A 26,319-nucleotide genomic window follows, 5' to 3' on the forward strand; every position below is an offset into this window, starting at 1 on the left:
TATGAAAGCAAGATCGCGGTGGATAACACGGGGCTGCATGCGGGGCTCGTGGCCAACAGCCTGGGACGGACACGCCTGCCGTGCGGGGCACGGCAGGCGCATTCGGGTCCGGGATCGCTCAACGATGGGACGGCTGGGGTGGCGCCGCCCGGAAGGTATCAGCGGGAGGTCGACAGCTCTTGTTGGACGCTGGCGACGGTACGTGGCCAAGGTTTACCAGCCTGGACCTTGGCTGGCAAGGATTTGATGGCAGCGACCGCGGCATCACGGTTGGCGAAGCTGCCGTAGGTCACCACGTACAGCGGCTTGCCCTGCAGGGTTTTCTTGAAGTAGCGGTACTCGCCACCCTGCGCCTTGACGAACGCCTGGGCCGAGGCCTCGGAACTGGTGCCCAGAATCTGCAGCACGTAGTTGCCCGACTTCTGCCCGGCGTACCAGCTGCTGCCGGCACCGCCGCTGGCGGGCTTTTCAGCAGGCTTGGCGGTCGCGACCTGAGTGGCCGGCGCAGCAGGCTTGGCAGCGGGCGCAGCGGGCTTGGCCGGTGCCTGGGGTGCAGGCTTGGGCGCCGGCGCCACGGCGGCCTGCTGGGCAGGTGCGGTGCTCTGTGGCTGCACCGGGGTAGGCGCAGGACCTGCTGCCATGCCCTGGGGCGGAGCGGTGGTGGTCACGGTCGGCGGCGTGGAAGGCTGCGGCGCGGTAGCGCCTGCGGCAGTGCCTTCTTCGCCTTCACCCATGCCGGCGGCTTCGGCCAGCGGCTCGCGCACGACCGGCGATTGCCCGTTCATCGGCAGGGATTGCGACGACCCGGAGAACTCGATGGCCGGCTTGCCGTTGTTGGACTGGACGGTGTTCGGCTGACCCTGGCCGAGCGGCAGTTGCGCCTGCTCGGCGGGTGCCTGGGCAGGCGTGTCGCTTTTCTTGGGCATCAGGACGGCGGCTGCGACGGCCACCACGACGACGGCGGACAGTGCCAGTACGTGCTTCTTAGGCATAGGGAACCCCATGGCTGGTCGCTTGGCCGAACTCCGGCTGGCGATCATGGCTTCGATCAATGTATCCCGGGCGACCTGGTTGATGGTGCCAGGCCAGCCATCGGAATGCTCATGGATATCGACGATCTGCTCGCGCGTGAACACGTCGATGCCACGGCCGGCGCCTTCCAGGCGCTGCTCGAGGTATTCGCGGGTCTCGTCCTCGCTGTAGGGCTCGAGCTCGATGACGTGGAACCGCTCCTGGCCCTCGCTGAGCTCGTCCAGCCCTGCGATCAGCGACGGCTCGCCGAACAGGAACACGTGCGGGCGCGCCTCGGGCGTGCCTGCCGTCAATTCCAGCAACGCTTGGAGTGCCGACTCGTCGAGTTGTTCCGCGTCGTCCACCAGCAGATAGACTTCCTGGCCGGTCAGGGCCAGTTGCACGACCTGGGCGAGGATGCTCTGTACCTCTGGCTGGGCGATGCCCAGGGACTGCGCCACCTGCCCCAGGACGCTGGCCGCATCGCCGGCGCCACGCGCCGAGACCACGATGCTCTGCACCGCCTGCTTGTTGGTGCTGGCCACCAGCGCCTGGCGCAGCAGGGTCTTGCCACTGCCGACCGGTCCGGTGACCACCAGCAGCAACTGGCTGTAGCGCGCCAGGTGATGAAGCTGGCCGAGCACCGGCTTGCGCTGTGCCGGGAAGAACTTGAAGCCCGGCACGCGCGCGGCGAACGGGTCATGGCTCAATTGATAGTGTTCGAGAAAGGCCTCATCGGCATGCAGACTGGTCATTGCGCGGTCACACCCTCAACCTGAGCCACGATCACGCGGTAGTCCGCCGCCAGCGTGGCTTGAAGAATCTCTGTCGGATAATCGTCGGTCACCACGGCCTGGCCGAGCTGACGCAGCAGCACCAGGCGCAGGCGGCCGTCGAGGACCTTCTTGTCGACGGCCATGTGCTCCATGAACTGGGCAGGCGTCATCTGCGCAGGTGGCACCACGGGCAGCCCTGCCGCCTGCATCAGGCGGATGCCGCGATCACGTGCCTGGCGGTCGATCCAGCCCAGGCGCATGGACATTTCCAGCGCCATGACGGTCCCGGCAGCCACGGCTTCGCCGTGCAACCAGACGCCATAGCCCATGTGGGTCTCGATGGCATGGCCGAAGGTATGCCCCAGGTTCAGGGTGGCGCGCACCCCGGACTCGCGCTCGTCGGCGCCGACCACCGCCGCCTTCGCCGCGCAGGAGCGACGGATCGCTTCGGTCAGTGCCTGGGCGTCGAGCTGGCGCAGGGCCGTCATGTGCGTTTCGAGCCAGCCGAGGAACGGTTCGTCGCAGATCAACCCGTACTTGATGACCTCGGCCAGGCCCGCCGAAAGCTCGCGCGCAGGCAAGGTCGACAGGCTAGTGGTGTCGATCAGCACCGCCTGGGGCTGGTAGAACGCACCGACCATGTTCTTGCCCAGTGGGTGATTGATGCCGGTCTTGCCACCGACCGAGGAGTCGACCTGCGACAGCAGGGTGGTCGGCACCTGGATGAAATCGACGCCGCGCTGGTAGCACGCGGCCGCGAAACCGGCCATGTCGCCGATGACGCCGCCCCCCAGGGCCACCACGGTAGTGCGGCGGTCGTGCCGCGCCCCGAGCAGGGCATCGAAGATCAGTTGCAGGGTTTCCCAGTTCTTGAAGGCTTCGCCATCGGGCAGGACCACCGGCAGCACCGAGTAGGCGCCCAGGGTTCGGGTCAGGCGCTCGAGGTACAAGGGCGCTACAGTCTGGTTGGAGACGATCGCCACCTGCCGTCCGGCGATGTGTGGCGCCAGCAGCGCCGCCTGGTCCAGCAGGCCTTCGCCAATGTAGATCGGGTAGCTACGCTCGCCCAGGTCGACCTTTAGTGTCTGCATGTATCCCCACGATTGAACTGGGCGCGGCATCGTTCGCACGACCCGCGCACTGACGTCTGGTCTGTTTACCGGCCCGAGGATAGTACCGGCTTATCGGGGCGGCAACTTCTGCAAGCGCTCGAGAATGTCGAGCATCACCATGCGCGGCGGCCGCTCGTCGGTTTCCACGATGAGGTCGGCGATCTCCCGGTAGAGCGGATCGCGGATTTCCAGGAGGTTGCGCAGCGTGGCTTCGGGGTTGGCCGTGCGCAACAGCGGGCGATTGCGATCCCGCGCGGTGCGGCCCACCTGCTGCTCCACCGAGGCATGCAGGTAGATCACGCGCCCCCCTTGGTGCAGCGCGCGCCGATTGGCCTCGCGCATCACCACGCCACCGCCGGTGGCCACGACCTGGCCGTGGAGGGCGCACAGCTCGGCGATCATCGCCTCTTCACGGTCACGGAAGCCAGGTTCGCCTTCCTTGTCGAAGATCCACGGGATGTTGGCGCCGGTGCGCTGCTCGATCTCCTTGTCGGAGTCCTTGAACGACAGGCGCAGCTCTTTGGCCAGCAGCCGCCCGATGGTGCTTTTGCCTGCACCCATGGGGCCTACAAGTATCAAATTTTGCACAGAATCAACGACTCACGACAATCGCCCGGTCATCCATGATACGCGGAGTCAGGAAGACCAGCAGCTCGGATTTTTTTTCTTGGACCGCTTCACGTCGGAACAGCCGTCCAACATACGGCAGATCGCCCAGAAATGGCACCTTGTCGACGACATTGTTTCGCACCGTGGAGTACACGCCACCGATCACCACGGTCTCGCCATCGCCGACGCGCACCTTGGCGTTGACCTCGTTCTTGCGGATCGGCGGCACCTCGTTGCGGGCGTTGATGTAGTCGGGCTCATCCTTGGTCACGCGCACGGCCATGACGACCCGGTCATCGGGGGTGATCTGCGGCGTGACCTCGAGCGACAGCGAGGCTTCGCGAAACGACACCGACGTGGCGCCGCTGCCGCTGGTCTCCTGATAGGGAATCTCGGCCCCTTTGAGAATGCGCGCGGTCTCCTTGTCGGCCGTGAAGACCTTGGGCTGCGAGACGATCTCGCCATGGCCGTTCTTCTCCATGGCGCTCAGCTCGAGGTCGAGCAGCACATCGCCCCGCAGCAGACCCAGCCCGAGCCCGGCAGTCGCCTGTTCGACCCCCAGGTCGACGAACAGCTCGCTGCCCAGCCTGACCTTATCGCCATACAGCGGCCCACCCCAGCGCACCCCCAGCGCACGCTGAAAGTCCACATCCGCCTCGACGATGCGGGCCTCGATCATCACCTGGCGCATGGGCACGTCGAGCTGGGCCACCAGGGCCCGGATCTGCGCCAGACGCCCGGCAGGCTGGGTCACCACCAGCGTGTTGGTGCGCTCGTCCACGCCTACCCCGCCCCGGCCTGCCAGAAGCCCTTCCTCTTCGAAGGCGGCCATCAACAGACTGGCCAGCTCGCTGGCCTTGGCGTGATGGATGGGCAACAGCGCCCGCTCCAGAGGCGCCTGCTCCAGCTCGACGTCGACCCGTCGCTCGGCCAGCTCCGCCAACGGCGCGACCAGCAACACGTTGCCCTGCAGCCGACGTCCCAGCCCCTTGCTGCTCAGTATCAGGTCCAGCGCCTGCTCCCAGGGCACGTCCTGCAGGCGCAGGGTGACATGGCCCTGGACCGCGTCGCTGGCCACCAGGTTGATGCCGGCGTGGTCCGCCAGCACCTGCAGGGCCGCGCGGACGTCCACGTCCTGAAAATGCAGGGACAATGGCTCATCCCGTCCTGCGGCCAGACTGACCGTCATGGCCCCCATCAGCGCCGCGCCCATCGCCCATCTGCGTCCGTTCATTCGCTTCATCCTTGGTTTTGCCATCGCGCATCCGCAGCTCGCGCCGGCGTTCGAACTCGCCCTCCCGCCCTTCCCCGGCAGGCTCGCCCACCACCAGGCGCTGCGCATCGATGCTCAGCACGCGCCCGCCTTCGCCCCCCAGGGGAGCACCCACGGCAATCCGGTGCAGGTGCCCGTTCGCGTCGAGAATCGCCTCGTACTGGCCACGGCGCGCCAGCACGCCGACCATCTCCAGATGCTCGAGCGGCAGGTGAGCCAGCCCCCGTGCGCTGCGTGGATCGACGGCCTGAAAGGGGTCGCTGCCTGTCCAGGGTTCATCGGCATGGACAGGCTGGTGCGCCAACGCCGCAGGCACGGGCAACTCCGTCATTTCGCTCTGGTAGGCGTGCACCACCATCTGCCAGCGCAGGGCCGACGCGGCCGAGTCGAGCGGTCGCATGTCGAGCCGCTCCAGGCGCAGCAGCCGCAGTTGACCCAGCCACTCGTCGAGCCAGCGGCGCAGCATCGGGTAGGCACCAGCGACCTCGAGGTGCACAGGGGTCACACGGTATCCCTCGCCGGCATGCTCGTCCTTGACGTCGATGCGCTCGAAGCGCAGCCCGTACCGGTGTCCGTGACTGGCCAACTGCGCGATCAACTCGCTGGTTCCGTCACCGGCCGCCAGTTGCCAGTGCGCCTCCTGCAGCGCCTGTCTGGCCTGCCGGACCTGCTCGCCCAGCGCCTGCAATGGCTCGAGGGCGGCGAGTTCGGCGGCGTGCCGCGCCTTGAGCGATTCACCCTCCAGACGTGCGCCCTGAAGCCGCTCCAGGCTGGGGCCGACGCTCCATGGATAGCCCGCGGCCAGCGTCGACAGCAGGATGCCGCCCCAGCCGAACAGCCTGAGGGGCCAGGGCAGCGTGGCCAGCTGCTGCACACGTCGGCGCCACAGGCTCACGGGCGACTCCCGCGCACGTCCAGCGACACGCGAAAGACCTGGGCGTCACCCTGCGCCTGCACGTCCTGCAAGGTCACCGCCTCTGCCTGGGGCAGGGCCTGGAGCGCCCGCATCAGCTCAGCGATCAGCAGGCCCGAAGGTGCCTGCCCGGACACCAGCAGGCGCTGCCGCTCGAACGTCAGCGCCGTCAACCGAAGACCGGGTGGAATCGCACGCTCGAGCGACCCGAGCATGTCCGGCAGGTCGCCGCCACCCCTACGCAGGGCGGACAGTTCGGCCCGTCGGCGCATCACGTCTTCGAGGGTTTCCCTTTCGTCGGCGGCCTGCTGCCGAGTCCTGTCGAGGGTCTGCAAGCGCGCCATCCAGGCGGCGTTGACGCTTTCCTGCTGCTGCAGGCGCTGACGCTGGTCGTGCGCACAGACCGCCAGCATCGCCACGGCCAGCAGGCAGACGGCAGCCAGCGTGGTCAGGCCTTGGTACACGACGGCACGGCGTCGCTGCGCGCGCCACGGCAGCAGGTTGAACCCTGTCATCGCTCCAGCCCCCGTATGGCAAGGCAAGTGGCCAATGCCAGGCAGGACCTGGCCGCACTGTCGACCTGCGCCGACGCGAGGCCTTCCAGAACGAGGCCTGCCCAAGGATCGATGGTGTGACAAGGGAGGGCCAGCTGCGTGGCGATCGCCTCGCGATGCGCCTCCTCGGCGCCGATGACGCCCACGACATCCACCCCCGACCAGCCCAGGCGTGGCGCGAGCCACTGCCGAGCCATCTGAAGCCAGCCGTCCTGCTCGTCCATCGTCCAGGCATGGGACTGCGGCGATTGCCCGGAAGGCCATGCATACAGCGTTGCCCAGCGCCGGTGCAGCCGCATCAGCGCAGGGCACTGCCCGGGCAGGCCGGCAGCCAGTCGCCACAAGGCCACGGCATCGACGTCCACGACCGAAGCCCTGAGTCCGGCGCTGCCCAGCCTGCCGGTCAGTTCCTCGAGCTGCGCCTGCCGGCAGGCCGCGACCCAGACCTCGAGGTCACCCGAAGCGGATCGCGGCGCGTCGGCAAGACAGAAGTCCAGGGCCACTTCGTCCAGTGGAAAAGGCACGAAACGGTCTGCATCGGCCAGCAACCACGCCTCCATGGACTCTTCATCCAGCGCGTGCGGCACCTGACGCGATTTGACGATCACCTGATGGGCAGGCAAGGACACGACCAGCCGTCCCTCGCCGACGCGCTGGCGAGCCCGCCGCAGCGCCATGAGCATCGGGTCGGTGACGGGCGCTGGGTGCGTCGCGGTGGCCGCTCCGGCGCAGGATTCGAGCGCCCAGCCCTGCAGATGAATACGTCCGTGGCGCCGACGTGCGCGTACCATGCGTACGCTTTCGGCCTCCATTTCCAGCCCCACGACGGAACTGCACCCCCTGCTGAAGCATCCGAGCATCGTGACGTCCTTGTGCGTGTTCTGGTTCAGGCATCGCACCTTGCGGGGTAGGGTCCGAGCCCGTCGGCCGGTCACCCCGCCAGGTGAAAAATGCTTATAATGCCCAGCGATTTTTCCTGTTCGCCGGCCCTCGCGCGCCCTCCACTTCCCAACCTGGACACCCAAAAGCCTTGATACGCCTGCTGAAGTTCTTCTGGTGGTCTTTCGTCGCTGTCATCTGTGCGCTGGTACTCGGTGTAAGCGGTGCGTTTCTCTACCTTAGCCCGAGCCTGCCTTCGGTCGATGCGCTCCGAAGCATCCAGTTGCAGATACCGCTGAGGGTCTTCAGCAGCGATGGCAAGCTGATCGCCGAATTCGGCGAAATGCGCCGCTCGCCGATCCGTTTCGATGAAATCCCCCCTCAGTTCATTCAGGCGCTTCTGTCAGCCGAGGACGACAATTTCCTCAATCACTATGGGGTCGATCCCAGCAGCCTGATGCGCGCGGCCACCCAGCTGGTCAAGTCCGGGCACATCCAGACCGGCGGCAGCACGATCACCATGCAGGTGGCGAAGAACTTCTTCCTGAGCAGCGAGCGCAGCTTCTCGCGCAAGACCACCGAGATCCTGCTGGCCCTGCAGATCGAGCGCGAGCTGACCAAGGACGAGATCCTCGAGCTGTACGTCAACAAGATCTACCTGGGCAACCGTGCCTATGGGATCGAGGCCGCCGCGCAGGTGTACTACGGCAAGTCGATCCGTGACGTGAGCCTGGCGCAGATGGCCATGATCGCCGGCCTGCCCAAGGCGCCTTCGCGCTTCAACCCGCTGGCCAACCCGGTGCGTGCCAAGGAGCGACGCGACTGGATCCTGGGCCGCATGTACCGCCTGGGCAAGATCGACCAGGCCAGCTACCAGACCGCCCTGGCCGAGCCACTGAACGCCAGCTACCACGTGCCGACGCCTGAGGTGAACGCACCCTGGATCGCCGAGATGGCGCGTGCGGAAATGGTCGGCCGCTATGGCAGCGAGGCCTACACCGAAGGCTTCCGCGTCACCACCACGGTGCCGAGCGACCTGCAGGAAATCGCCAACAGCGCCGTGCTCGACGGCCTGTCCGCCTACGACGAGCGCCATGGCTACCGCGGCCCGGAAGCGCGTTACCCAGGCAAGACATTCGCCGAATGGCAACGCGTGCTGGGCAAGCAGCGCAACCTGGGCGGCCTGGAGCCGGCCATCGTGATGCAGGTCACCAAGACCGGCCTGTTGGTGATGACCCGGGGCGGCAAAGAGGAACAGGTGGCCTGGGACACCCTGAAGTGGGCCCGCCCTCACCTGAACGTCAACAGCCTGGGACGCGCGCCCACCTCACCGGCCGACGTCGCCCAGGCCGGCGACCTGATCCGTGTGCAGCGGCTGGCCGACGGCACGCTGAAATTCAGTCAGGTCCCGGCGGCACAGAGCGCTCTGGTGACCCTGGACCCGAACAACGGCGCCATCCGCGCCCTGGTCGGTGGCTTCTCCTTCGAGCAGAGCAACTACAACCGTGCGATGCAGGCCAAGCGTCAGCCCGGTTCGAGCTTCAAGCCGTTCATCTACAGCGCGGCACTCGACAGCGGCTACACCGCGGCCAGCCTGGTCAACGATGCGCCGATCGTCTTCGTCGACCCGTCCGTCGACAAGGTCTGGCGTCCGAAGAACGATACCAACACGTTCCTGGGCCCGATCCGCATGCGCGAAGCGCTGTACAAGTCGCGCAACCTGGTGTCCATCCGCCTGCTGCAGGCGATGGGTGTGGACAAGACTATCGACTACATCGCCCAGTTCGGCTTCAACAAGCAGGACCTGCCGCGCAACCTGTCCCTGGCGCTGGGCACCGCCACGTTGACGCCCATGGAGATCGCCACCGGCTGGAGCACCTTCGCCAACGGGGGTTACAAGATCAGCCCTTACCTGATCGAGCGCATCGAAAGCCGCTCGGGCGAGACGCTGTTCACCGCCAACCCGGCGCGCGTGCCGCAGGCACAGCAGGACCAGGCCGGCATCGCGGCGCCGGAGCAGCCGCTCAACGTCCAGTTGCCAGGGGAAGCCGCACCGGCCAATGCCCAGCTGGCCGCCACCCCGCAACTGCCCCAGATCGCCGAGCGCATCATCGACGGTCGCACCACCTACATCCTGACCAGCATGCTGCAGGACGTCATCAAGCGCGGCACCGGGCGTCGCGCCCTGGCCCTGGGCCGTGACGACCTGGCCGGCAAGACCGGAACGACCAACGACTCCAAGGATGCCTGGTTCTCGGGCTACAACGCCGACTACATGACGACGGTCTGGAGCGGTTTCGACCAGCCCGAGACCCTGGGTCGACGCGAATACGGTGGCACCGTGTCGCTGCCGATCTGGATGAACTTCATGGGGGCGGCGCTCAAGGGCAAGCCAAGCCATCCGCCGGCCGAGCCGGAGGGCATCCTGAGCCTGCGCGTCGACCCGATCAGCGGTCGCGCAGCCCGACCGGACACGCCCAACGCCTACTTCGAGCTGTTCAAGGCCGAGGACTCGCCACCGTCGTCCGGCGAGCTGGGCAATGGCGTGGCACCGGGCAGCCCGCTGCCCGCCGACGAGGCGACGCCGATGGACCTGTTCTAACGGCGGCGTTCAGGGACCTTCGGGTCCCATCGTCTTCGCTCCCGAGGCCGACAACGGCTTCATCGCACACAAAAAAAGCCCTGGTGCTCACGCACCAGGGCTTTTTCATGACAGCGCCGGCCGATCAGCCGTTGAACACGTCATCCACGCTCTTGAGCGGGTAGTGCTTCGGGTACGGCAGGGTCGCGACGCCGGACTCGATGGCGGCCTTGGCCACCGCATCCGAGACCACAGTGATCAGGCGCGCGTCCATCGGTTTCGGGATGATGTACTCGCGACCGAAGCTCAGCGATTCGACGCCGTAGGCCTCGCAGACTTCTTTGGGCACCGGCAGCTTGGCCAGGTCCTTCAGGGCGATGGCGGCGGCGATCTTCATCTCTTCGTTGATGCGCTTGGCACGCACGTCCAGGGCGCCACGGAAGATGAAGGGGAAGCCCAGGACGTTGTTGACCTGGTTCGGGTAGTCGGAACGGCCGGTTGCCATGATCACGTCGTCACGGGTGGCGTGCGCCAGCTCGGGCTTGATTTCCGGGTCCGGGTTGGAACAGGCGAAGACGATCGGGTTCGCTGCCATGGAGGCGAGGCCTTCGGCGCTCAGCAGGTTCGGGCCGGACAGACCGACGAACACGTCGGCACCTTCCAGGGCGTCGGCCAGGGTGCGCTTGTCGGTGGCATGGGCGAACTGCGCCTTGTACTGGTTCAGGTCTTCACGGCCCGCGTGGATGACACCACTGCGGTCGATCATGAAGATGTTCTCGACCTTGGCACCCATGCTGACCAGCAGCTTCATGCACGAGATCGCGGCAGCGCCAGCGCCCAGGCAGACGATCTTCGCCTCTTCCAGCGTCTTCCCGGCGATTTCCAGCGCGTTGATCATGCCAGCCGCGGTCACGATCGCGGTGCCATGCTGGTCATCGTGGAACACTGGGATGTCGCACTGTTCGATCAGCGCGCGCTCGATCTCGAAGCACTCCGGTGCCTTGATATCTTCCAGGTTGATGCCGCCGAAGGTGATGGAGATGCGCTTGACGGTGTCGATGAAGGCTTGCGGGCTTTCGGCATCGACTTCGATGTCGAACACGTCCACACCGGCGAACCGCTTGAACAGAACGCCCTTGCCCTCCATGACCGGCTTGGAGGCCAGCGGGCCCAGGTCACCGAGGCCGAGAATGGCGGTGCCATCGGAGATCACCGCCACCAGGTTGCCCTTGCCGGTGTACTTGTAGGCCAGCTCAGGGTCACGGCCGATCTCGCGCACCGGCTCGGCGACGCCCGGGCTGTAGGCCAGGGACAGGTCACGTGCAGTGGAGGTCGGCTTGGTGAGTTCGACGCTCAGTTTCCCTGGGCGCGGCTTGGCATGGTATTCGAGGGCGGCGGTTTTGAGATCTGACATGAGGGCTTTCCGCTAATTGGACTGTTCTGACGGACCGCCGAGGATACGCAAAGAGCCAGGGAGCGACAAGACTGCCCGGTCACTTGTGTCAAGACCTTCGTCCTACGACTTTACGCTAGGTTCATCGTCTCCACTGAACAGCCCCATGACCCTGGGGCACTTTGCTCAGCGCGCCTCAAGCATGCTCGGATCGGTCAGCGACAGGCTCCAGCGCGGCCCGTTGCGCTTGCCCGTCCCCGTGCCAGCACGCTGGCGCACCCAGCCGCGCACCTCCACCTGGCGACCGCGAAGGCGCTCGAGTGCGCTCACGGACAGCCGGTCGTGCAGACGGGCAGGCACCGTCACCAGGAGTCGATCGTCGAGCACCAGCGACACGCCCGAGCGGTGACGCCTGACCTGGCCGACGCGCCCCGTGACCACGGCAAAGCCGGGGCGCCGCAGCTCGGCAGCCTGACGCACGGCCTGGCGTCGCCACAGCCCGACACCCGCCTCCCGGGCCTGGCGCTCGGCCTGCCGATGGCAGCGGGTCAGGGCCACGTTGGGCGCGATGGCCACGCGGTAGCCCAGGCCTTCGCTGAGCAACCGGGCTTCGAGATTCCGGCCATCGCGGCCATAGGCATGGGCCAGCAGCCGGCCATAGTGGTCGCTGCGCTCCTTGCCCACCACCAGGCCAAGGCGCCCGCCACTGGCCTTGACCAATGCCCGCAGGCGTTGCCGCGCAGCGTCGGCGAACGGTTCGCTGGGGTGACCCCGTCGACCAATCTCCGGCGCGTTGATACCGATCAGACGCACACTGCGCCCATCGGTCAGCCTAAGGGTATCGCCGTCCACGACATGGCGAACGGTCGCCTGCTGCACGAGCCCAGGCGGGGCACAGCGCAGCTCGGCCTGAGCGGACGATCCCCAGATCGCAGCCATGAAAAAGGCGCCCACGAGGGGCGCCTTCTTGTGCAGCGGTGCGAAGCCCAGAGGGTTCGCCATGCGCATGCTTACTTCTTGGTACCGAACATGCCGAAGCGGTCGGCGAACTTCTGTACGCGACCACCGGTGTCCAGGACTTTCTGCTTGCCGGTGTAGAAGGGGTGGCACTGCGAGCACACGTCGATCGCCAGCGGCTTGGCCAGGGTCGAACGGGTTTCGAACTTGCTGCCGCAGCTGCAGGTAACTTCTACAACTTCGTAATTCGGGTGGATATCTGCTTTCATGGTCACTTCCTCGGCTGCGTGCCGCCATCCAACACCATTGTTGAATACCGCACGGAATCAGGCGACGTATGATAGCAGAGCCATGCGCCAGCGCAAGTTGCCGCACCCACCGACCGTCGTGCTAGGCTCGCCAGGCCCTTCGTTTCCTTTCAGAGATCTGCCGCGTGCCCGACGTCATCCTGCGCCTTGCCCTTCCTTCGCCGTTGCGCAGGTTGTTCGACTACCGTGCGCCACCCGGAACCTCGGGCAAGACCTTTGTACCAGGCATGCGGCTGCGCGTGCCGTTCGGTCGGCGCGAACTGATCGGCATTCTGGTCGAGGTGACCGACACCAGTGACGTGCCGCCCGACAAGCTGCGTCCGGCCACGGCGCTGCTCGATCCGGTCTCGCCCCTGCCCTCACCCTTGCTCAAGCTGTGCCTGTGGACGGCGCAGTACTACCAGCACAGCCTGGGCGACACCTTCAACTGGGCCTTGCCGACTTTGTTGCGCCAAGGTGAACCGGCCGAGATGCGTCAGGAGCGGTTCTGGCAGATCGCCCCCGGCGCGCGCCTGGACGACCCGCGCATCGCCCGAGCGCCCCGCCAGCGCGAAGCCTTGCAGACACTGGCGCAGCACCCCCACGGCGTGGCCCACGCGGTGCTGAGCAAGCTGGGCCTGAGCAAGGACAGCCTCGACCTGCTGCTGGCCAAGCAACTGGTCGAGATCGAACTGCGCCGTCACCTGCCTGCCGCGCGCCACGAACACTGGCTCGCCCAGCCTGAGCTGCCGCTGAACGAAGAACAGCGCGCCGCGTTCGACGCCGTGCGCTCCTCGTTCGGCGGCTTCCAGGCGTTTCTCCTGGCGGGGGTGACCGGCAGCGGCAAGACCGAGGTGTACCTGCAACTGATCCGCGAAACCCTTGAGGCCGGCAAGCAGGCGCTGGTGCTGATCCCCGAGATCAACCTGGGGCCACAGACCCTGGCGCGCTTCGAACAACGCTTCAATGCACGCATCGCCCTGCTGCATTCGGCGGTCAACGACCGCGAGCGGCTCGATGCCTGGCTCGCGGCGCGCGATGGCGAGGCGGACATCATCATCGGCACGCGCTCGGCGCTGTTCACACCGATGAAGCACCCGGGCCTGATCATCATCGACGAAGAGCACGATGGCTCCTATAAACAGCAGGAAGGCCTGCGCTACCACGCCCGGGATCTGGCGCTGGTGCGTGCGCGCCAGGAAGACGTGCCGATCCTGCTCGGTTCGGCCACCCCGTCGCTGGAAAGCCTGCACAACGCCCACGGCGGCCGCTACGGCCTGCTGCGCATGCACCAGCGCGCCGGTGGCGCCCGGCAGCCACGCTTCCTGCGCCTGGACGTCAAGAGCCGGCCCCTGGACAGCGGCATCAGCGGCCCTCTGCAACAGGCCATCGGCCAGACCCTCGCGGCCGGGCAGCAGGTACTGGTCTTCCTCAACCGACGCGGCTTCGCGCCGACCCTGCTGTGCCATGACTGCGGCTGGCTGTCCGGCTGCCCGCGTTGCGATGCGCGCATGACCGTGCACCAGCGCTCGGGATTGCTGCGCTGCCATCATTGCGGCCACGAAGAGCGCATCCCGCACCAGTGCCCACAGTGCAACCATGTGGACCTGCGCCCGGTCGGCGCAGGCACCGAGCGGGCCGAAGAGCGCCTGAGCACGCTGTTCCCGGAATACCCGGTGCTGCGCGTGGACCGCGACAGCACCGCGCGCAAGGACGCCATGCAGAACCTGTTCGCCACCATCCAGCGAGGCCAGCCCTGCATCCTGGTCGGCACCCAGATGCTCGCCAAGGGGCACCACTTCCCACGGGTGACCCTGGTGGCGATCCTGGACGCCGACGGTGGTCTGTTCTCGGGCGATTTCCGCGCCAGCGAGCACATGGCGCAGCTGATCGTGCAGGTGGCCGGCCGCGCCGGACGGGCCGAGGAGCCCGGCAAGGTGATCGTGCAGACACACCTGGCCGAGCACCCCTTGCTGGTGCAACTGACCGAGCAGGGGTACTTCGCCTTCGCCGACCAGGCCTTGAGCGAGCGCCGGGCGGCAAGCTTGCCGCCTTTCTCCCACCTGGCCCTGCTGCGCGCCGAAGCGCACAAGCCGGGTCAGGCCGAAGCCTTCCTCGACGAAGCCTGCACGGCGGCCGAGCGCCTGCTCGCCGCGCAGGGTGCCAGCGGTATCGAACTGCTCGGACCGGTCCCGGCCCCCATGGAGCGTCGCGCGGGTCGCTACCGCGCTCAACTGCTGCTGCAAGCCAATGCCAGGGCCGCCTTGCACCGTCTGCTCGCCAGCTGGCTGCTGGAACTCGAGCAGATGCCTTCGGGCCGTCAGGTCCGCTGGTCGCTCGACGTGGACCCTGTGGATCTTTATTGAGGGGCGAGCTTCAGGCCAGAGCGACGCTGCCTGCCCCAATGACTGGCACGTACCTCCAGCGCCGCCCAGCTTGCGGCTTGTGGCTTGTGGCTTGCCACTTGCCGCTTACGACTTGCCGCCTGCCGCCCGCGACCGGATAATGCCCAGTTTTTCCACCTGCGCCTCGAAGCGCCCGCCGCGCGTGCGGTCGAAAGAGAACCTGATGAAAGACACCATTCGCCAGCTGATCCAGCAAGCCCTCACCCAACTCGTCACCGACGGTGTGCTGCCTGATGGGCTGACGCCGTCGATCCAGGTGGAGAACGCCCGGGACAAGACCCACGGCGACTTCGCCAGCAACATCGCCATGATGCTGGCCAAGCCGGCCGGCCTGAAGCCGCGCGACCTGGCTGAACAGCTGATCGCCGCGCTGCCGGCCTGCGAAGACGTCAGCAAGGTCGAGATCGCCGGTCCGGGCTTCCTCAATTTCTTCCAGAACACCCAGGCCCTGGCCAATCGCCTGGACGCCGCGCTGGCCGATGCGCACCTCAACGTGCGCAAGGCAGGCCCTGCCGAGAAGGTGGTGGTCGACCTGTCGGCACCGAACCTGGCCAAGGAAATGCACGTCGGCCACCTGCGCTCGACGATCATCGGCGACAGCGTCGCCCGTGTGCTGGAGTTCCTCGGCGACGAGGTGATTCGTCAGAACCACGTCGGCGACTGGGGCACCCAGTTCGGCATGCTGTTGGCCTACCTCCAGGAAAACCCGGTCACCAGCGACGAGCTGTCGGACCTGGAAAACTTCTATCGCGCGGCCAAGAAACGCTTCGACGAGTCCGAGGAATTCGCCACCCGTGCCCGTGGCCTGGTGGTCAAGCTGCAGGCCGGCGACCCTGACTGCCTGGCGCTGTGGACGCGCTTCAAGGACATCTCGCTGTCGCATTGCCAGAAGACCTACGAGCTGCTCAACGTCAAGCTGAGCATGGCCGATGTCATGGGCGAGAGCGCCTACAACGCCGACCTGGCCAACGTGGTCGCGGACCTGGCGGCCACCGGCCTGCTGGTCGAGAGCCAGGGCGCGCAGTGCGTGTTCCTCGACGAATACAAGACCGCCGATGGCGACCCGCTGCCGGTGATCGTGCAGAAGGCCGACGGTGGCTACCTGTACGCCACCACCGACCTGGCAGCCGTGCGCTACCGCAGCAACGTGCTCAAGGCAGACCGTGCGCTGTACTTCGTCGACCAGCGCCAGGCCCTGCACTTCAACCAGGTGTTCGAAGTCGCCCGTCGGGCTGGCTTCGTCGGCCACCCGATGCGCATGGAGCACATGGGCTTCGGCACCATGAACGGCGCCGACGGCCGTCCGTTCAAGACCCGCGACGGCGGCACCGTCAAGCTCGTGGACCTGCTCCAGGAAGCCAAGGAGCGCGCCTATGCGCTGGTCAAGGAAAAGAACACCGACCTGGACGAGCAGGCCCTGCGCCAGATCGGCGAAGTCGTCGGCATCGGCGCGGTCAAGTACGCCGACCTGTCCAAGCACCGCACCAGCGACTACAGCTTCAACTTCGAGCTGATGCTCAACTTCGACGGCAATACTGCGCCTTACCTACTGTACGCCTACACCCGTGTCGCCAGCGTCTTCCGCAAGCTGGGCAAGCAGTTCGAGGACATCGAAGGCCAGATCGTGCTGCAGGCGCCGCAGGAGCAGGACCTCGGTGCCCGTCTGGCGCAGTTCGGCGAAGTGCTCAACAGCGTCGCCGACAAGGGCACGCCGCACGTGCTGTGCGCCTACCTGTACGACATCGCCGGCCTGTTCTCGAGCTTCTACGAGAACTGCCCGATTCTCGCAGCCGAAACGCCTGAGCAGCAGCAGAGCCGCCTGCGCCTGGCGGCGCTGACCGGACGGACCCTCAAGCAGGGTCTGGAGCTGCTTGGCCTGGAAACCCTGGAGCGCATGTAAGGTGGCCGCCAAGAAGAAGCCTGCGCCCAAGCGTGGCGCCAGCCGCACGCAAGCCCCTGCCAAGCAGCCCATCCCAGGCTGGGTATGGCTGGCGGCAGGCCTGACGATCGGTGCGTTCGTGGTCTTCCTGATGAAGCTCGAGCCTGGCAGCGGCGACGTCAAGCGCACCCAGCCCGAGCAGCAGCAGGCCGAGAAGGCCGCGCAAGCGGCCAAGACGCCGCCCTCGCCCGAGCAGCCGGTCAAGCCCAAGTACGACTTCTACACCCTGCTCCCGGAGTCGGAAGTGATCGTGCCGCCGGAAGCTGTGCCGGAGAAGACGCCACCGGTGCCTGCCCAGCCCGTGCCGCCGCCGACCAAGCCGGTCACGGCCGAGGAAGCGGCGAAGATCGACACCGCACGCGCCCAGGCGGCCCTGTCCGGGCAGACGCCACCGCCTGCACCGCCGGTGCTCAAGCCCGCCGCGACCACCCAGTACTTCCTGCAGGCCGGCTCGTTCCGCAAGCAGGCCGATGCCGACAAGGTTCGCGCGCAGATCATCCTGCTCGGTCAGGCGGTCAAGGTCGAATCCGGCACCGTGAAGGAAGAAACCTGGTACCGCGTCCTGGTCGGCCCGTTCAGCAACCGCGAACAGCTGACCGTGGCCCAGAAGCAGCTGGGCGGTGCCGGCTTCAACAACCTCCTGCTGCAGCAGCGCCAGATTCGGCAGTAAGGCAGCTACAAGCTACAAGCTACAACATGGGGCGAAGCGACGAGGCTTTGCCCCATGCCTTTCTCCCCTCGCTCCATCGCCCGACTTGAAGCTTGCAGCTAACCGCTTGCCGCTGCTTGCCGCTGCCCCTACCGCCGCTGGCTGTTGACCTGCGACACCTGGCCATTGAGCGTCCAGAAGTCGTACAGCACGCCCAACAGGAACACGCCGCCGGTCAGCAGGTAGATCAGGGCGCTGATCCACTTGCCCTGATACAGGCGGTGCACGCCGAAGATGCCGAGGAAGGTCAGGAAGATCCAGGCCAGGCTGTAGTTCACATGGCCCGGCTGGAAGCGCACGTCCGCTTCACGGTCCATGGCCGGAATCAGGAAGAAGTCGATGATCCAGCCGATGCCCAGCAGGCCCAGGGTGAAGAACCAGATCGTCCCGGTGATGGGCTTGCCGTAGTAGAAGCGGTGCGCACCGGTGAAGCCGAAGATCCAGAGCAGATAGCCCATGACCTTGCTGTGGGTGTCGTGTGACGCAGACTGCTGATAACCATTCATTCGTAAAGTCTCGCTGTATAATCCTAAAAATTTCTAAGCATTCATGTGACTTTTGTGAACCTTGCCGACGTATGGCGGTCTTGGATCGACCAACGGATCATTATTTGATCAGAAGGTGTTATAGAGTTGCCCGCCTAAACAAACACCCACAAGAGCTTCACCTATGCCACCTTTGTTCAAGACATGGCTGACCCTCTGCCTCTTATTGCCCCTGGCCGCCCACGCCACCAACCGTGAGCAACGTCTTCCCAACGGCTTTACCGGTTATACCGTCCATTACGGTACTTCGGCCAAGGTCGCCCACGCACCGCTTCGCGCCAAGCCCAGCAACGCCGCCAAGCTCAAGGCCGGCCCGACCGTCGCGTCTGCCAACAAGCAGAGCAGCGCCGTACTCAAGCGTGCGGTCAACGCGATCGGTACCCCTTATCGTTGGGGCGGCAGCAGCCCGAGCAAAGGGTTCGACTGCAGCGGCCTGGTGAAATACGCCTTCGACGATGTCGCCAACGTGAACCTGCCACGCACCTCCAGCGCCATGGCCCAGGGGCATGGTGTGAAGGTAGCACGCGAGGACCTGAAACCGGGCGATCTGATCTTCTTCAACATCAAGAGCCGCCGGGTCAACCACGTTGCCATCTACCTGGGCAACGACCGCTTCATCCATGCGCCGCGTCGCGGCAAGCGGGTCAGCATCGACACGCTGAACAAGCCCTACTGGAAGCAGCACTACGTGGTCGCCAAGCGGGTCCTGCCGAAGGACACGGGCACTGCAGGCCTGCAGGTGGTCAAACGCTGAAGGCACACGCCGTTCAACATGCCATATCCGAGGCGCCGTACTGGCGCCTCGTTTCGTTCAGGTGTCCTGCGCCTCGATCAGCCCTTGCGCCTGCAAGGCGCGCAAGGCGTCCTCCAGGGTCTGCATGCCCTGCCCCGCTCCGGTCTGCATGACCGACTGCAACTGCGCCAGGCGCCCTTCCCGAATCAGATTGCGCACCGCAGCCGTGGCCACCAGCACCTCGCGTGCGGCCACGCGCCCGCCGCCCCTGCGCTTGACCAACCGCTGCACCACGACCATGCGCAGCGACTCGGCCAGCAGGCTGCGAATCAGGGTTTTCTCCTGGGCGTCGAACACGTCGACCAGGTGATCGATGCTGCTCACGGCGCAGCGGGCATGCACCGTGGCCAGCACCAGATGGCCGGTCTGTGCGGCCCGTAGCGCCAGGCGAATGCTCTCCAGGTCACGCAGTTCGCCCAGCAGGATCACGTCAGGGTCCTGGCGCAAGGCGCTGCGCAGGGCCTGGGCGAAGTCGCGGGTGTGCCGCCCCACTTCGCGCTGCGTGACCAGGCTGCGCTGACTGTGGTGAACGATCTCGATGGGGTCTTCCAGGGTGATCACGTGGGCCGGACGCTCCCGGTTCAGGTGGTCGACCAAGGCCGCCAGGGTGCTGGACTTGCCGCTGCCGGTGGGCCCGGCGACCAGCAGCAGCCCATCCTGCCACTGTGAAACAGGGCGAAACACATTGGTCAGCCCCAGGGCATCGAGGCTGGGCGCCTGTGCCGGCAGCAGGCGCAGGCTGACAGCCGGCCCCTGGCGTTGGCGGAACAGGTTCACCCGCACCCGCTGCGCGTCGGGCAAGGTCAAGGCCAGGTCGAGCTCATCGCCCTCACGCCACTGCGTGCGCTGGCTGTCCTGCAGCCAGGGGGACAGGCTGTCGAACACCTGCGCCTCGGTCGACGGCGGCAGCTCGAGCCGGCGCAGGTCGCCGTCCACGCGCACGCACGGGGGATGCCCGGCAGCCAGGTGCAGGTCGCAAGCGCCCGCGGCGGCTGCCTGGGCCACGAGTACAGTCACGTCCATGAGACTCCTCAACAGCCAGCAAGCAGGTAGAATGCCGCAGACCCTCAGGCCGTCGGCAGCGATCCATGTCCACACTAGCAGACAATCTTTCCGCCCTTGCCACCCGTATCGAGCACGCCGCGACCGCCGCGGGCCGTGACCCTGCCGAGGTTCGGCTGCTGGCGGTGAGCAAGACCAAACCCGCTGAAACGGTGCGCCAGGCCTATGCCGCCGGCGTGCGCGACGTGGGCGAGAACTACCTTCAGGAAGCCCTGGACAAGCAGCAGGCGCTGACCGACCTGACCTTGATCTGGCACTTCATCGGCCCCATTCAATCGAACAAGACGCGTGCCATCGCCGAACACTTCGACTGGGTGCACTCGGTGGACCGCCTGAAGATCGCGCAACGCCTGTCGGCGCAACGCCCTGCCCATCTGCCGGCGCTGAACATTTGCCTGCAGGTGAACGTCAGTGGCGAAGACAGCAAGTCCGGGTGCAGCCCGGACGAGCTGGCAGCGTTGGCCACGGCTGTCGCGGCGCTGCCCGGCCTGCACCTGCGCGGGCTGATGGCGATCCCTGAGCCCACCGACGATCGCGCGGCCCAGGAAGCCGCCTTCGCGCGCCTGCGCGTCCTGCGTGATGGCCTCGGGCTGGACCTGGACACCTTGTCGATGGGCATGAGCCACGACCTGGAAGCGGCGATCGCGCAAGGTGCGACCTGGGTCCGCATCGGCACCGCCTTGTTCGGGGCGCGCGACTACGGGCGCGCCTGATTCCATGCTTTACTCACTCTTTCCCTCAAGGACCTGACATGAGCACTACACGTATCGCTTTCATCGGCGCGGGCAACATGGCGGCGAGTCTGATCGGCGGCATGCGCGCCCAAGGCGTGGAGGCCTCGCGCCTGCGTGCCAGCGACCCGGGCGCCGAGACCCGCGCGCGGATCCAGGCCGAGCAGGGCATCGAGGTGTTCGAGGACAACGCCCAGGCCATCGCCGGTGCCGACGTGATCGTGCTGGCGGTCAAGCCCCAGGTGATGAAGGCCGTGTGCCAGAGCCTGCAGCCCGAGCTGAAGCCCGGTCAGCTGGTCGTGTCCATCGCCGCCGGGATCACCTGCCAGAGCCTGCAAGGCTGGCTGGGCGACTGCCCGGTGGTGCGCTGCATGCCTAACACCCCTTCGCTGTTGCGCCAGGGCGTCAGCGGTCTGTATGCCACCGCCGAGGTTTCGGATGTGCAGCGCCAACAGGCGGAGCACTTGCTCTCGGCAGTCGGCACGGTGGTCTGGGTGGAAGAAGAACGGCAGATCGACGCGGTGACCGCCGTCTCCGGCAGTGGCCCGGCCTATTTCTTCCTGATGATCGAGGCCATGACCGCAGCCGGGGAAAAGCTCGGCCTGTCGCGCGAGACCGCCTCGCAACTGACGCTGCAGACCGCACTCGGTGCTGCGCACATGGCCGTGGCCAGTGATGTCGATGCCGCCGAGCTGCGCCGCCGCGTGACCTCGCCGGCCGGTACCACCGAAGCGGCGATCCGCTCCTTCCAAGACAATGGCTTCGAAGCACTGGTCGAACAGGCCTTGCACGCCGCCGCGCACCGTTCCGCCGAACTGGCCGAACAACTGGGTAAATGAGGAGCCCCCGATGAATGCACTGTCCGGCGCCGCGATCTTCGTGGTGCAAACCCTGGTCAGCCTGTACCTGGTGATCGTCCTGCTGCGCTTCGTGCTGCAACTGGTCAAGGCCAACTTCTACAATCCGTTGAGCCAGTTCGCCGTGCGCGCCACCCAACCGCTGCTCAAGCCCATTCGCCGGATCGTGCCGAGCATCGCCGGGCTCGATACGTCCTCGCTGCTGCTGGCGATCGTGATCCAGGCCCTGCTGATGGCCTTCGTGCTGATGGTCAGCTACGGCACCTTCGGCGATATCCCGCACCTGCTGATGTGGGCATTGATCGGCATCGCCTCGCTGTTCCTGAAGATCTTCTGGGTCGCGATGATCGTGATGGTGATCGTGTCGTGGATCGCCCCGAACAGCCACAACCCAGCCGCCGAGCTCGCCTACCAGATCAGCGAACCGGTGCTGGCGCCGTTCCGTCGCATCGTGCCCAACCTGGGCGGCATGGACATCTCACCGATCTTCGCCTTCCTGGCGATCCAGGTGATCCAGTCGTTCGTCATGCCGCCTCTCGCCGCCTATGCCGGCATGCCGCAAGAACTGTGGCGAATGATCTGATTCGACCGATGACCCGCTGAAAGGGCTGCGTTGCAGCCCGATCGCGGACAAGCCCGCACACAAGCTGCTTGCGCAGCCATGTCTACACTGGCAGATTGCCGAGATCTGGGTGGGAGCTGGCTTGCCAGCGATAGGGCCCTATCAAGCGCCGCCTGCATCGCGGGCAAGCCCGCTCCCACAAGCTGCTGCGCAGCCATGTCTACACTGGCAGATTGCCGAGATCTGGGTGGGAGCTGGCTTGCCAGCGATAGGGCCCTATCAAGCGCCGCCTGCATGGCGGGCAAGCCCGCTCCCACAGACTGCTTGCGCAGCCATACTTATACCGACAAATTGCAGAGATCTGGGTGGGAGCTGGCTTGCCAGCGATAGGGTCCTGTCAGGCGCCTCCTGCATCGCAGGCAAGCCCCACAGGGTCCGCGATAGCCTACAACGCCGTGATGCTCATATGGGTGTGGATCCCTGCCGGGGCGCCGGACCGGCCGCAATTGGGCCCGCCAGGGCCCACATTAGCACTTGGCAAAAACCATAGAATCTCCCACACCCGTAGCGTCATGCCGGTCCTGCCGGCAGTCGGGCTCCATGCCGCCGTCGGTTGCCTCATCACTCGCATCCCCCTCATGCGCCTTGCCGCTGCCGGGAGGGGTCTTTAGACTTACGCCTCATTCACGCGTGAGCAGGGTCGATGTCCACTGTCTTTCCCGAAGATTCCGTCGGTCTGGTCGTGCCACAACTGGCGCGGTTCGACGAACCCCTGGCACTGGCCTGCGGCCGCTCGCTGGCAGGCTACGAACTGATCTACGAAACCTATGGCACGCTCAACGCCAGCGCCAGCAACGCGGTACTGATCTGCCATGCGCTGTCGGGTCATCACCATGCAGCGGGCTATCACACGCCGCAGGACCGCAAGCCGGGGTGGTGGGACAGCTGCATCGGCCCCGGCAAGCCGATCGACACCGAGCGCTTCTTCGTGGTGAGCCTCAACAACCTCGGCGGCTGCAATGGCAGCACCGGCCCGAGCAGCATCAACCCGGCCAACGGCAAGCCCTATGGCGCCGACTTCCCGGTGCTGACCGTCGAGGACTGGGTGCACAGCCAAGCGCGCCTGGCCGACCGCCTGGGCATCGGCCAGTGGGCCGCCGTGGTCGGTGGCAGCCTGGGCGGCATGCAGGCGCTGCAATGGACCATGACCTACCCCGACCGGGTCCGGCACTGCGTGAACATCGCCTCGGCGCCCAAGCTGTCGGCGCAGAACATCGCGTTCAACGAGGTGGCCCGCCAGGCCATTCTCACCGACCCGGAATTCCACGGCGGCTCGTTCCAGGACCAGGGCGTGATCCCCAAGCGCGGTCTGATGCTGGCGCGCATGGTCGGTCATATCACCTACCTGTCCGACGACTCCATGGGCGAGAAATTCGGCCGCGAGCTCAAGAGCGACAAGCTCAACTACGATTTCCACAGCGTCGAGTTCCAGGTGGAAAGCTACCTGCGCTACCAGGGCGAAGAGTTTTCCGGGCGCTTCGATGCCAACACCTACCTGGTGATGACCAAGGCGCTGGACTACTTCGACCCGGCTGCGGCCCACGACGGTGACCTGGCCGCGACCCTGGCGCACGTCAAGGCCAACTACTGCGTGATCTCCTTCAGCACCGACTGGCGTTTCTCGCCGGCCCGCTCACGGGAAATGGTCGACGCCCTGATGGCCGCACGCAAGAACGTCTGCTACCTGGAGATCGATGCCCCCTACGGCCACGATGCCTTCCTGATCCCGTCCCCGCGCTACATGCAGGGTTTCTCGAACTACATGAACCGCATCGACATCTGAGGACCCCATGAGAGCCGATCTGGAAATCATCCAACAGTGGATTCCCGCCGGTAGCCGGGTGCTCGACCTCGGCTGCGGCAACGGCGACCTGCTGGCCTCGCTGCAGGCGCACAAGCAGGTCACCGGCTATGGCCTGGAAATCGACCCGGACAACATCGCCGCCTGCGTGGCCAAGGGCGTCAATGTCATCGAGCAGGACCTGGACAAGGGCCTGGGCAACTTCGCCAGCGACAGCTTCGACGTGGTGATCATGACCCAGGCATTGCAGGCCGTAGAGTATCCGGACCGCATTCTCGAAGAAATGCTGCGCGTCGGTCGCCAGTGCGTGATCACCTTCCCCAACTTCGGCCACTGGCGCTGCCGCTGGTACCTGGCGACCAAAGGCCGCATGCCGGTCTCGGACTTCATGCCGTACACCTGGTACAACACGCCGAACATCCACTTCTGCACCTTCGCCGACTTCGAAGCCTTGTGCGTCGAACGTCAAGCGAGGATCATCGATCGTCTGGCCGTCGACCGCCTGCACCGACATGGATGGGCCAGTCGACTGTGGCCCAACCTGCTCGGGGAGATCGGCATTTACCGGCTGAGCGGCCCAGGCCTCCAAGGGCACAAGGTCGCGGTCTGAGCCGACGCTGCTCGGCACTCGTCCCCGTCCTTCCGTACCGCAGGCTTCACAGGCCTGCACGTGCCCCGCGTGTCCGTGATCGTTCCGGCCCGCGCGGTGCATCCCGCGCTTCCACCCAGACAGACTTCCAGGCTCATGATGAACTTCCCACAACTCGTATTGGCCAGCCACAACGCTGGCAAGCTCAAGGAACTGCAAGCCATGCTCGGCGACGCCGTGCAGCTGCGCTCGGTCGGTGAGTTCAGCCAGGTCGAACCCGAAGAGACCGGCCTGTCGTTCATCGAGAACGCCATTCTCAAGGCGCGCAACGCCGCACGTCTTTCGGGCTTGCCGGCCCTGGCCGATGATTCCGGCCTGGCGGTCGATCACCTGGGCGGCGCGCCGGGCATCTACTCGGCGCGCTATGCCGATGGCCAGGGCGACGCGGCCAACAATGCCAAGCTGCTCGCGGCGCTCAAGGACGTGCCAGAGGCACAGCGTACTGCGCAGTTCGTGTGCGCGCTGGCCTTGGTGCGGCATGCCGACGACCCGCTGCCGATCCTCTGCGAAGGTCTCTGGCACGGGCGCATCCTGCTCCAGGCCAGCGGCGAGCATGGTTTTGGCTACGACCCGTTGTTCTGGGTACCGGAGCGCGGCTGCTCCAGCGCCGAACTGAGCCCTGCCGAGAAGAACCAGCTCAGCCACCGCGCACGCGCCATGGCGCTGCTGCGTCAACGCCTGGGGCTGGCATGACGGGCAATGCTTCGATGCCGACACTGGCGACCCTGCCACCGCTGGCGCTGTACATCCACATCCCGTGGTGCGTGCGCAAATGCCCGTACTGCGACTTCAATTCGCACACGGCCGGCCCTGAGCTGCCCGAACAGGCCTACGTCGATGCACTGCTGGCCGACCTCGAGCAGGACTTGCCGGCCGCCCAGGGCCGCCCGCTGACATCGATCTTCTTCGGCGGAGGAACGCCCAGCCTGTTCAGTGCCGATGCGCTGGGTCGGCTGCTGCGCGGCATCGAAGCACGCATCGCCTTCAGTCCCGACATCGAGATCACCCTGGAGGCCAACCCCGGGACGTTCGAGCAGGACAAGTTCAAGGCCTACCGGCAACTGGGCATCAATCGCCTGTCGATCGGCGTGCAGAGCTTCCAGCAGGCCAAGCTGCAGGCCCTGGGACGCATCCATGACGGCGGCGAGGCGGTACGTGCGGCGGGCATGGCCCAGGCGGCCGGGTTCGACAACTTCAACCTCGACCTGATGCATGGCCTGCCAGGGCAGTCTCTCGAAGAAGCCTTGGGCGACCTGCGCCAGGCCATCGACCTGGGCGCCACCCACCTGTCGTGGTACCAGCTGACCCTGGAACCCAATACCGTGTTCTGGAACCAGCCGCCCGTGCTGCCGGAAGACGATATTCTCTGGGACATCCAGGAAGCCGGCCAGGCACTGCTGGCCGAGCAGGGCTTCGCCCAGTACGAGGTCTCGGCCTATGCGCGTCCAGGGCGCGCCGCCCGGCACAACCTCAACTACTGGAGCTTCGGTGATTTCATCGGCATCGGCGCCGGGGCCCACGGCAAGCTCAGCTACCCGGACGGGCGCATCCTGCGCACCTGGAAGACACGCCTGCCCAAGGACTACCTGAACCCGGCCAAGCCGTTCCAGGCAGGAGAAAAACGGCTGCCGCTGGACGAGTTGCCGTTCGAATTCCTGATGAACGCCCTGCGCCTGACCAACGGCGTCGACGCCCAGCTGTTCACCGAGCGGACGGGCGTGCCGCTCGCGCAGCTGGACAGCGCGCGGCGCGAGGCCGAACAAAAGGGGCTTTTACGGGTCGAACCGCAGCGCTTGGTCGCCACGCCACGCGGACAGCTGTTCCTGAACGACCTGCTGCAGTACTTCCTGACCTGAGGAAC

Annotated in this window: 24 protein-coding genes; 12 read left to right on the forward strand and 12 right to left on the reverse strand. The window is 66.2% G+C overall.

Going from position 1 to position 26,319, the window contains the following annotated elements:
* Window positions 1–158: 158 nt before the first annotated feature.
* The 7 genes from APT63_18665 to APT63_18695 form a co-directional block, all read right to left on the reverse strand.
* A complete protein-coding gene (locus tag APT63_18665) occupies window positions 159–1,766 on the reverse strand; it encodes a cell division protein (protein ID AMA47487.1) in 1,608 nt (535 codons plus the stop codon).
* Window positions 1,763–2,878, reverse strand: a complete 1,116-nt coding sequence (locus tag APT63_18670; GenBank protein ID AMA47488.1) for a 3-dehydroquinate synthase — start codon at window positions 2,876–2,878, stop codon at window positions 1,763–1,765. The genes APT63_18665 and APT63_18670 overlap by 4 nt, the downstream gene beginning before the upstream one ends.
* Window positions 2,879–2,968: 90 nt before the next feature.
* Complete coding sequence (locus APT63_18675) at window positions 2,969–3,487, reverse strand: shikimate kinase (protein AMA47489.1); 519 nt, start codon at window positions 3,485–3,487, stop codon at window positions 2,969–2,971.
* A gap of 4 nt (window positions 3,488–3,491) precedes the next feature.
* A complete protein-coding gene (locus APT63_18680) occupies window positions 3,492–4,742 on the reverse strand; it encodes a pilus assembly protein PilQ (GenBank protein ID AMA47490.1) in 1,251 nt (416 codons plus the stop codon).
* Window positions 4,666–5,676, reverse strand: coding sequence for a hypothetical protein (locus APT63_18685; protein AMA47491.1), 1,011 nt, complete (start codon window positions 5,674–5,676; stop codon window positions 4,666–4,668). The genes APT63_18680 and APT63_18685 overlap by 77 nt, the downstream gene beginning before the upstream one ends.
* On the reverse strand, window positions 5,673–6,209 hold the full coding sequence (locus tag APT63_18690; protein ID AMA47492.1) for a hypothetical protein: 537 nt from the start codon (window positions 6,207–6,209) through the stop codon (window positions 5,673–5,675). Before APT63_18690 ends, APT63_18685 begins: the two co-directional genes overlap by 4 nt.
* Window positions 6,206–7,060, reverse strand: coding sequence for a hypothetical protein (locus tag APT63_18695; GenBank protein ID AMA47493.1), 855 nt, complete (start codon window positions 7,058–7,060; stop codon window positions 6,206–6,208). The genes APT63_18690 and APT63_18695 overlap by 4 nt, the downstream gene beginning before the upstream one ends.
* A 218-nt stretch (window positions 7,061–7,278) precedes the next feature.
* Here APT63_18695 and APT63_18700 point away from each other — a divergent pair, with 218 nt between their 5' ends.
* Window positions 7,279–9,729, forward strand: coding sequence for a peptidase (locus tag APT63_18700; GenBank protein AMA47494.1), 2,451 nt, complete (start codon window positions 7,279–7,281; stop codon window positions 9,727–9,729).
* 124 nt (window positions 9,730–9,853) lie between these two features.
* Here the strand turns inward: APT63_18700 and APT63_18705 are convergent, their stop codons facing one another.
* From APT63_18705 to rpmE, 3 genes are all read right to left on the reverse strand, one after another.
* On the reverse strand, window positions 9,854–11,122 hold the full coding sequence (locus APT63_18705; GenBank protein AMA47495.1) for a malate dehydrogenase: 1,269 nt from the start codon (window positions 11,120–11,122) through the stop codon (window positions 9,854–9,856).
* Window positions 11,123–11,287: 165 nt separating this feature from the next.
* Window positions 11,288–12,109: a nuclease gene (locus APT63_18710; GenBank protein ID AMA47496.1), complete on the reverse strand. Its 822-nt coding sequence runs from the start codon at window positions 12,107–12,109 to the stop codon at window positions 11,288–11,290.
* Window positions 12,110–12,111: 2 nt separating this feature from the next.
* Window positions 12,112–12,327, reverse strand: coding sequence for a 50S ribosomal protein L31 (rpmE, locus tag APT63_18715; protein ID AMA47497.1), 216 nt, complete (start codon window positions 12,325–12,327; stop codon window positions 12,112–12,114).
* A 164-nt stretch (window positions 12,328–12,491) separates the two neighbouring features.
* Here rpmE and APT63_18720 point away from each other — a divergent pair, with 164 nt between their 5' ends.
* The 3 genes from APT63_18720 (at window position 12,492) to APT63_18730 (ending at window position 17,359) form a co-directional block, all read left to right on the forward strand.
* Window positions 12,492–14,711: a primosomal protein N' gene (locus APT63_18720; protein AMA47498.1), complete on the forward strand. Its 2,220-nt coding sequence runs from the start codon at window positions 12,492–12,494 to the stop codon at window positions 14,709–14,711.
* A 202-nt stretch (window positions 14,712–14,913) separates the two neighbouring features.
* Window positions 14,914–16,650 carry an arginine--tRNA ligase gene (locus APT63_18725; protein AMA47499.1) on the forward strand — a complete coding sequence of 579 codons (1,737 nt, stop codon included), beginning with the start codon at window positions 14,914–14,916 and terminating at the stop codon, window positions 16,648–16,650.
* Window position 16,651: 1 nt separating this feature from the next.
* Entirely contained in the window at window positions 16,652–17,359 is a 708-nt protein-coding gene (locus APT63_18730) for a cell division protein (GenBank protein ID AMA47500.1), read from the forward strand.
* A gap of 128 nt (window positions 17,360–17,487) precedes the next feature.
* Here the strand turns inward: APT63_18730 and APT63_18735 are convergent, their stop codons facing one another.
* A complete protein-coding gene (locus APT63_18735; protein AMA47501.1) occupies window positions 17,488–17,904 on the reverse strand; it encodes a hypothetical protein in 417 nt (138 codons plus the stop codon).
* 163 nt (window positions 17,905–18,067) lie between these two features.
* Between APT63_18735 and APT63_18740 the strand changes: the two genes are divergently transcribed.
* A complete protein-coding gene (locus APT63_18740; GenBank protein ID AMA47502.1) occupies window positions 18,068–18,697 on the forward strand; it encodes a peptidase P60 in 630 nt (209 codons plus the stop codon).
* A 57-nt stretch (window positions 18,698–18,754) separates the two neighbouring features.
* Here the strand turns inward: APT63_18740 and APT63_18745 are convergent, their stop codons facing one another.
* On the reverse strand, window positions 18,755–19,759 hold the full coding sequence (locus tag APT63_18745) for a type IV pili twitching motility protein PilT (protein AMA47503.1): 1,005 nt from the start codon (window positions 19,757–19,759) through the stop codon (window positions 18,755–18,757).
* Between the two features lie 65 nt (window positions 19,760–19,824).
* On the opposite strand from APT63_18745, the gene APT63_18750 reads away from it, so the two are divergent.
* From APT63_18750 to APT63_18780, 7 genes are all read left to right on the forward strand, one after another.
* Window positions 19,825–20,511, forward strand: coding sequence for a YggS family pyridoxal phosphate enzyme (locus tag APT63_18750; GenBank protein AMA47504.1), 687 nt, complete (start codon window positions 19,825–19,827; stop codon window positions 20,509–20,511).
* Window positions 20,512–20,549: 38 nt separating this feature from the next.
* A complete protein-coding gene (locus APT63_18755) occupies window positions 20,550–21,368 on the forward strand; it encodes a pyrroline-5-carboxylate reductase (protein AMA47505.1) in 819 nt (272 codons plus the stop codon).
* A 10-nt stretch (window positions 21,369–21,378) separates the two neighbouring features.
* Window positions 21,379–21,969 carry a hypothetical protein gene (locus APT63_18760; protein ID AMA47506.1) on the forward strand — a complete coding sequence of 197 codons (591 nt, stop codon included), beginning with the start codon at window positions 21,379–21,381 and terminating at the stop codon, window positions 21,967–21,969.
* A gap of 682 nt (window positions 21,970–22,651) precedes the next feature.
* Window positions 22,652–23,791 (forward strand): homoserine O-acetyltransferase, encoded by a 1,140-nt coding sequence (metX, locus tag APT63_18765; GenBank protein ID AMA47507.1) that lies wholly within the window; start codon window positions 22,652–22,654, stop codon window positions 23,789–23,791.
* Between the two features lie 7 nt (window positions 23,792–23,798).
* Window positions 23,799–24,419: a methionine biosynthesis protein MetW gene (locus tag APT63_18770; protein ID AMA47508.1), complete on the forward strand. Its 621-nt coding sequence runs from the start codon at window positions 23,799–23,801 to the stop codon at window positions 24,417–24,419.
* A 135-nt stretch (window positions 24,420–24,554) separates the two neighbouring features.
* Window positions 24,555–25,151 (forward strand): non-canonical purine NTP pyrophosphatase, encoded by a 597-nt coding sequence (locus tag APT63_18775; GenBank protein AMA47509.1) that lies wholly within the window; start codon window positions 24,555–24,557, stop codon window positions 25,149–25,151.
* Complete coding sequence (locus APT63_18780; GenBank protein AMA47510.1) at window positions 25,148–26,314, forward strand: YggW family oxidoreductase; 1,167 nt, start codon at window positions 25,148–25,150, stop codon at window positions 26,312–26,314. Before APT63_18775 ends, APT63_18780 begins: the two co-directional genes overlap by 4 nt.
* The last annotated feature ends 5 nt before the right edge of the window (window positions 26,315–26,319 follow it).

The organism is Pseudomonas monteilii, assembly GCA_001534745.1.
GTDB classification, from domain to species: domain Bacteria; phylum Pseudomonadota; class Gammaproteobacteria; order Pseudomonadales; family Pseudomonadaceae; genus Aquipseudomonas; species Aquipseudomonas alabamensis.

Bases quoted from the DNA above. Each gene is read 5' to 3' on its own strand.
- APT63_18665 (AMA47487.1), bottom strand. From the start codon at position 1,766: ATGACCAGTCTGCATGCCGATGAGGCCTTTCTCGAACACTATCAATTG.
- APT63_18670 (AMA47488.1), bottom strand. From the start codon at position 2,878: ATGCAGACACTAAAGGTCGACCTGGGCGAGCGTAGCTACCCGATCTAC.
- APT63_18680 (AMA47490.1), bottom strand. From the start codon at position 4,742: ATGAACGGACGCAGATGGGCGATGGGCGCGGCGCTGATGGGGGCCATG.
- APT63_18690 (AMA47492.1), bottom strand. From the start codon at position 6,209: ATGACAGGGTTCAACCTGCTGCCGTGGCGCGCGCAGCGACGCCGTGCC.
- APT63_18695 (AMA47493.1), bottom strand. From the start codon at position 7,060: ATGGAGGCCGAAAGCGTACGCATGGTACGCGCACGTCGGCGCCACGGA.
- APT63_18705 (AMA47495.1), bottom strand. From the start codon at position 11,122: ATGTCAGATCTCAAAACCGCCGCCCTCGAATACCATGCCAAGCCGCGC.
- APT63_18710 (AMA47496.1), bottom strand. From the start codon at position 12,109: ATGCGCATGGCGAACCCTCTGGGCTTCGCACCGCTGCACAAGAAGGCG.
- rpmE (AMA47497.1), bottom strand. From the start codon at position 12,327: ATGAAAGCAGATATCCACCCGAATTACGAAGTTGTAGAAGTTACCTGC.
- APT63_18725 (AMA47499.1), top strand. From the start codon at position 14,914: ATGAAAGACACCATTCGCCAGCTGATCCAGCAAGCCCTCACCCAACTC.
- APT63_18735 (AMA47501.1), bottom strand. From the start codon at position 17,904: ATGAATGGTTATCAGCAGTCTGCGTCACACGACACCCACAGCAAGGTC.
- APT63_18740 (AMA47502.1), top strand. From the start codon at position 18,068: ATGCCACCTTTGTTCAAGACATGGCTGACCCTCTGCCTCTTATTGCCC.
- APT63_18745 (AMA47503.1), bottom strand. From the start codon at position 19,759: ATGGACGTGACTGTACTCGTGGCCCAGGCAGCCGCCGCGGGCGCTTGC.
- APT63_18750 (AMA47504.1), top strand. From the start codon at position 19,825: ATGTCCACACTAGCAGACAATCTTTCCGCCCTTGCCACCCGTATCGAG.
- APT63_18755 (AMA47505.1), top strand. From the start codon at position 20,550: ATGAGCACTACACGTATCGCTTTCATCGGCGCGGGCAACATGGCGGCG.
- APT63_18760 (AMA47506.1), top strand. From the start codon at position 21,379: ATGAATGCACTGTCCGGCGCCGCGATCTTCGTGGTGCAAACCCTGGTC.
- metX (AMA47507.1), top strand. From the start codon at position 22,652: ATGTCCACTGTCTTTCCCGAAGATTCCGTCGGTCTGGTCGTGCCACAA.
- APT63_18770 (AMA47508.1), top strand. From the start codon at position 23,799: ATGAGAGCCGATCTGGAAATCATCCAACAGTGGATTCCCGCCGGTAGC.
- APT63_18775 (AMA47509.1), top strand. From the start codon at position 24,555: ATGATGAACTTCCCACAACTCGTATTGGCCAGCCACAACGCTGGCAAG.
- APT63_18780 (AMA47510.1), top strand. From the start codon at position 25,148: ATGACGGGCAATGCTTCGATGCCGACACTGGCGACCCTGCCACCGCTG.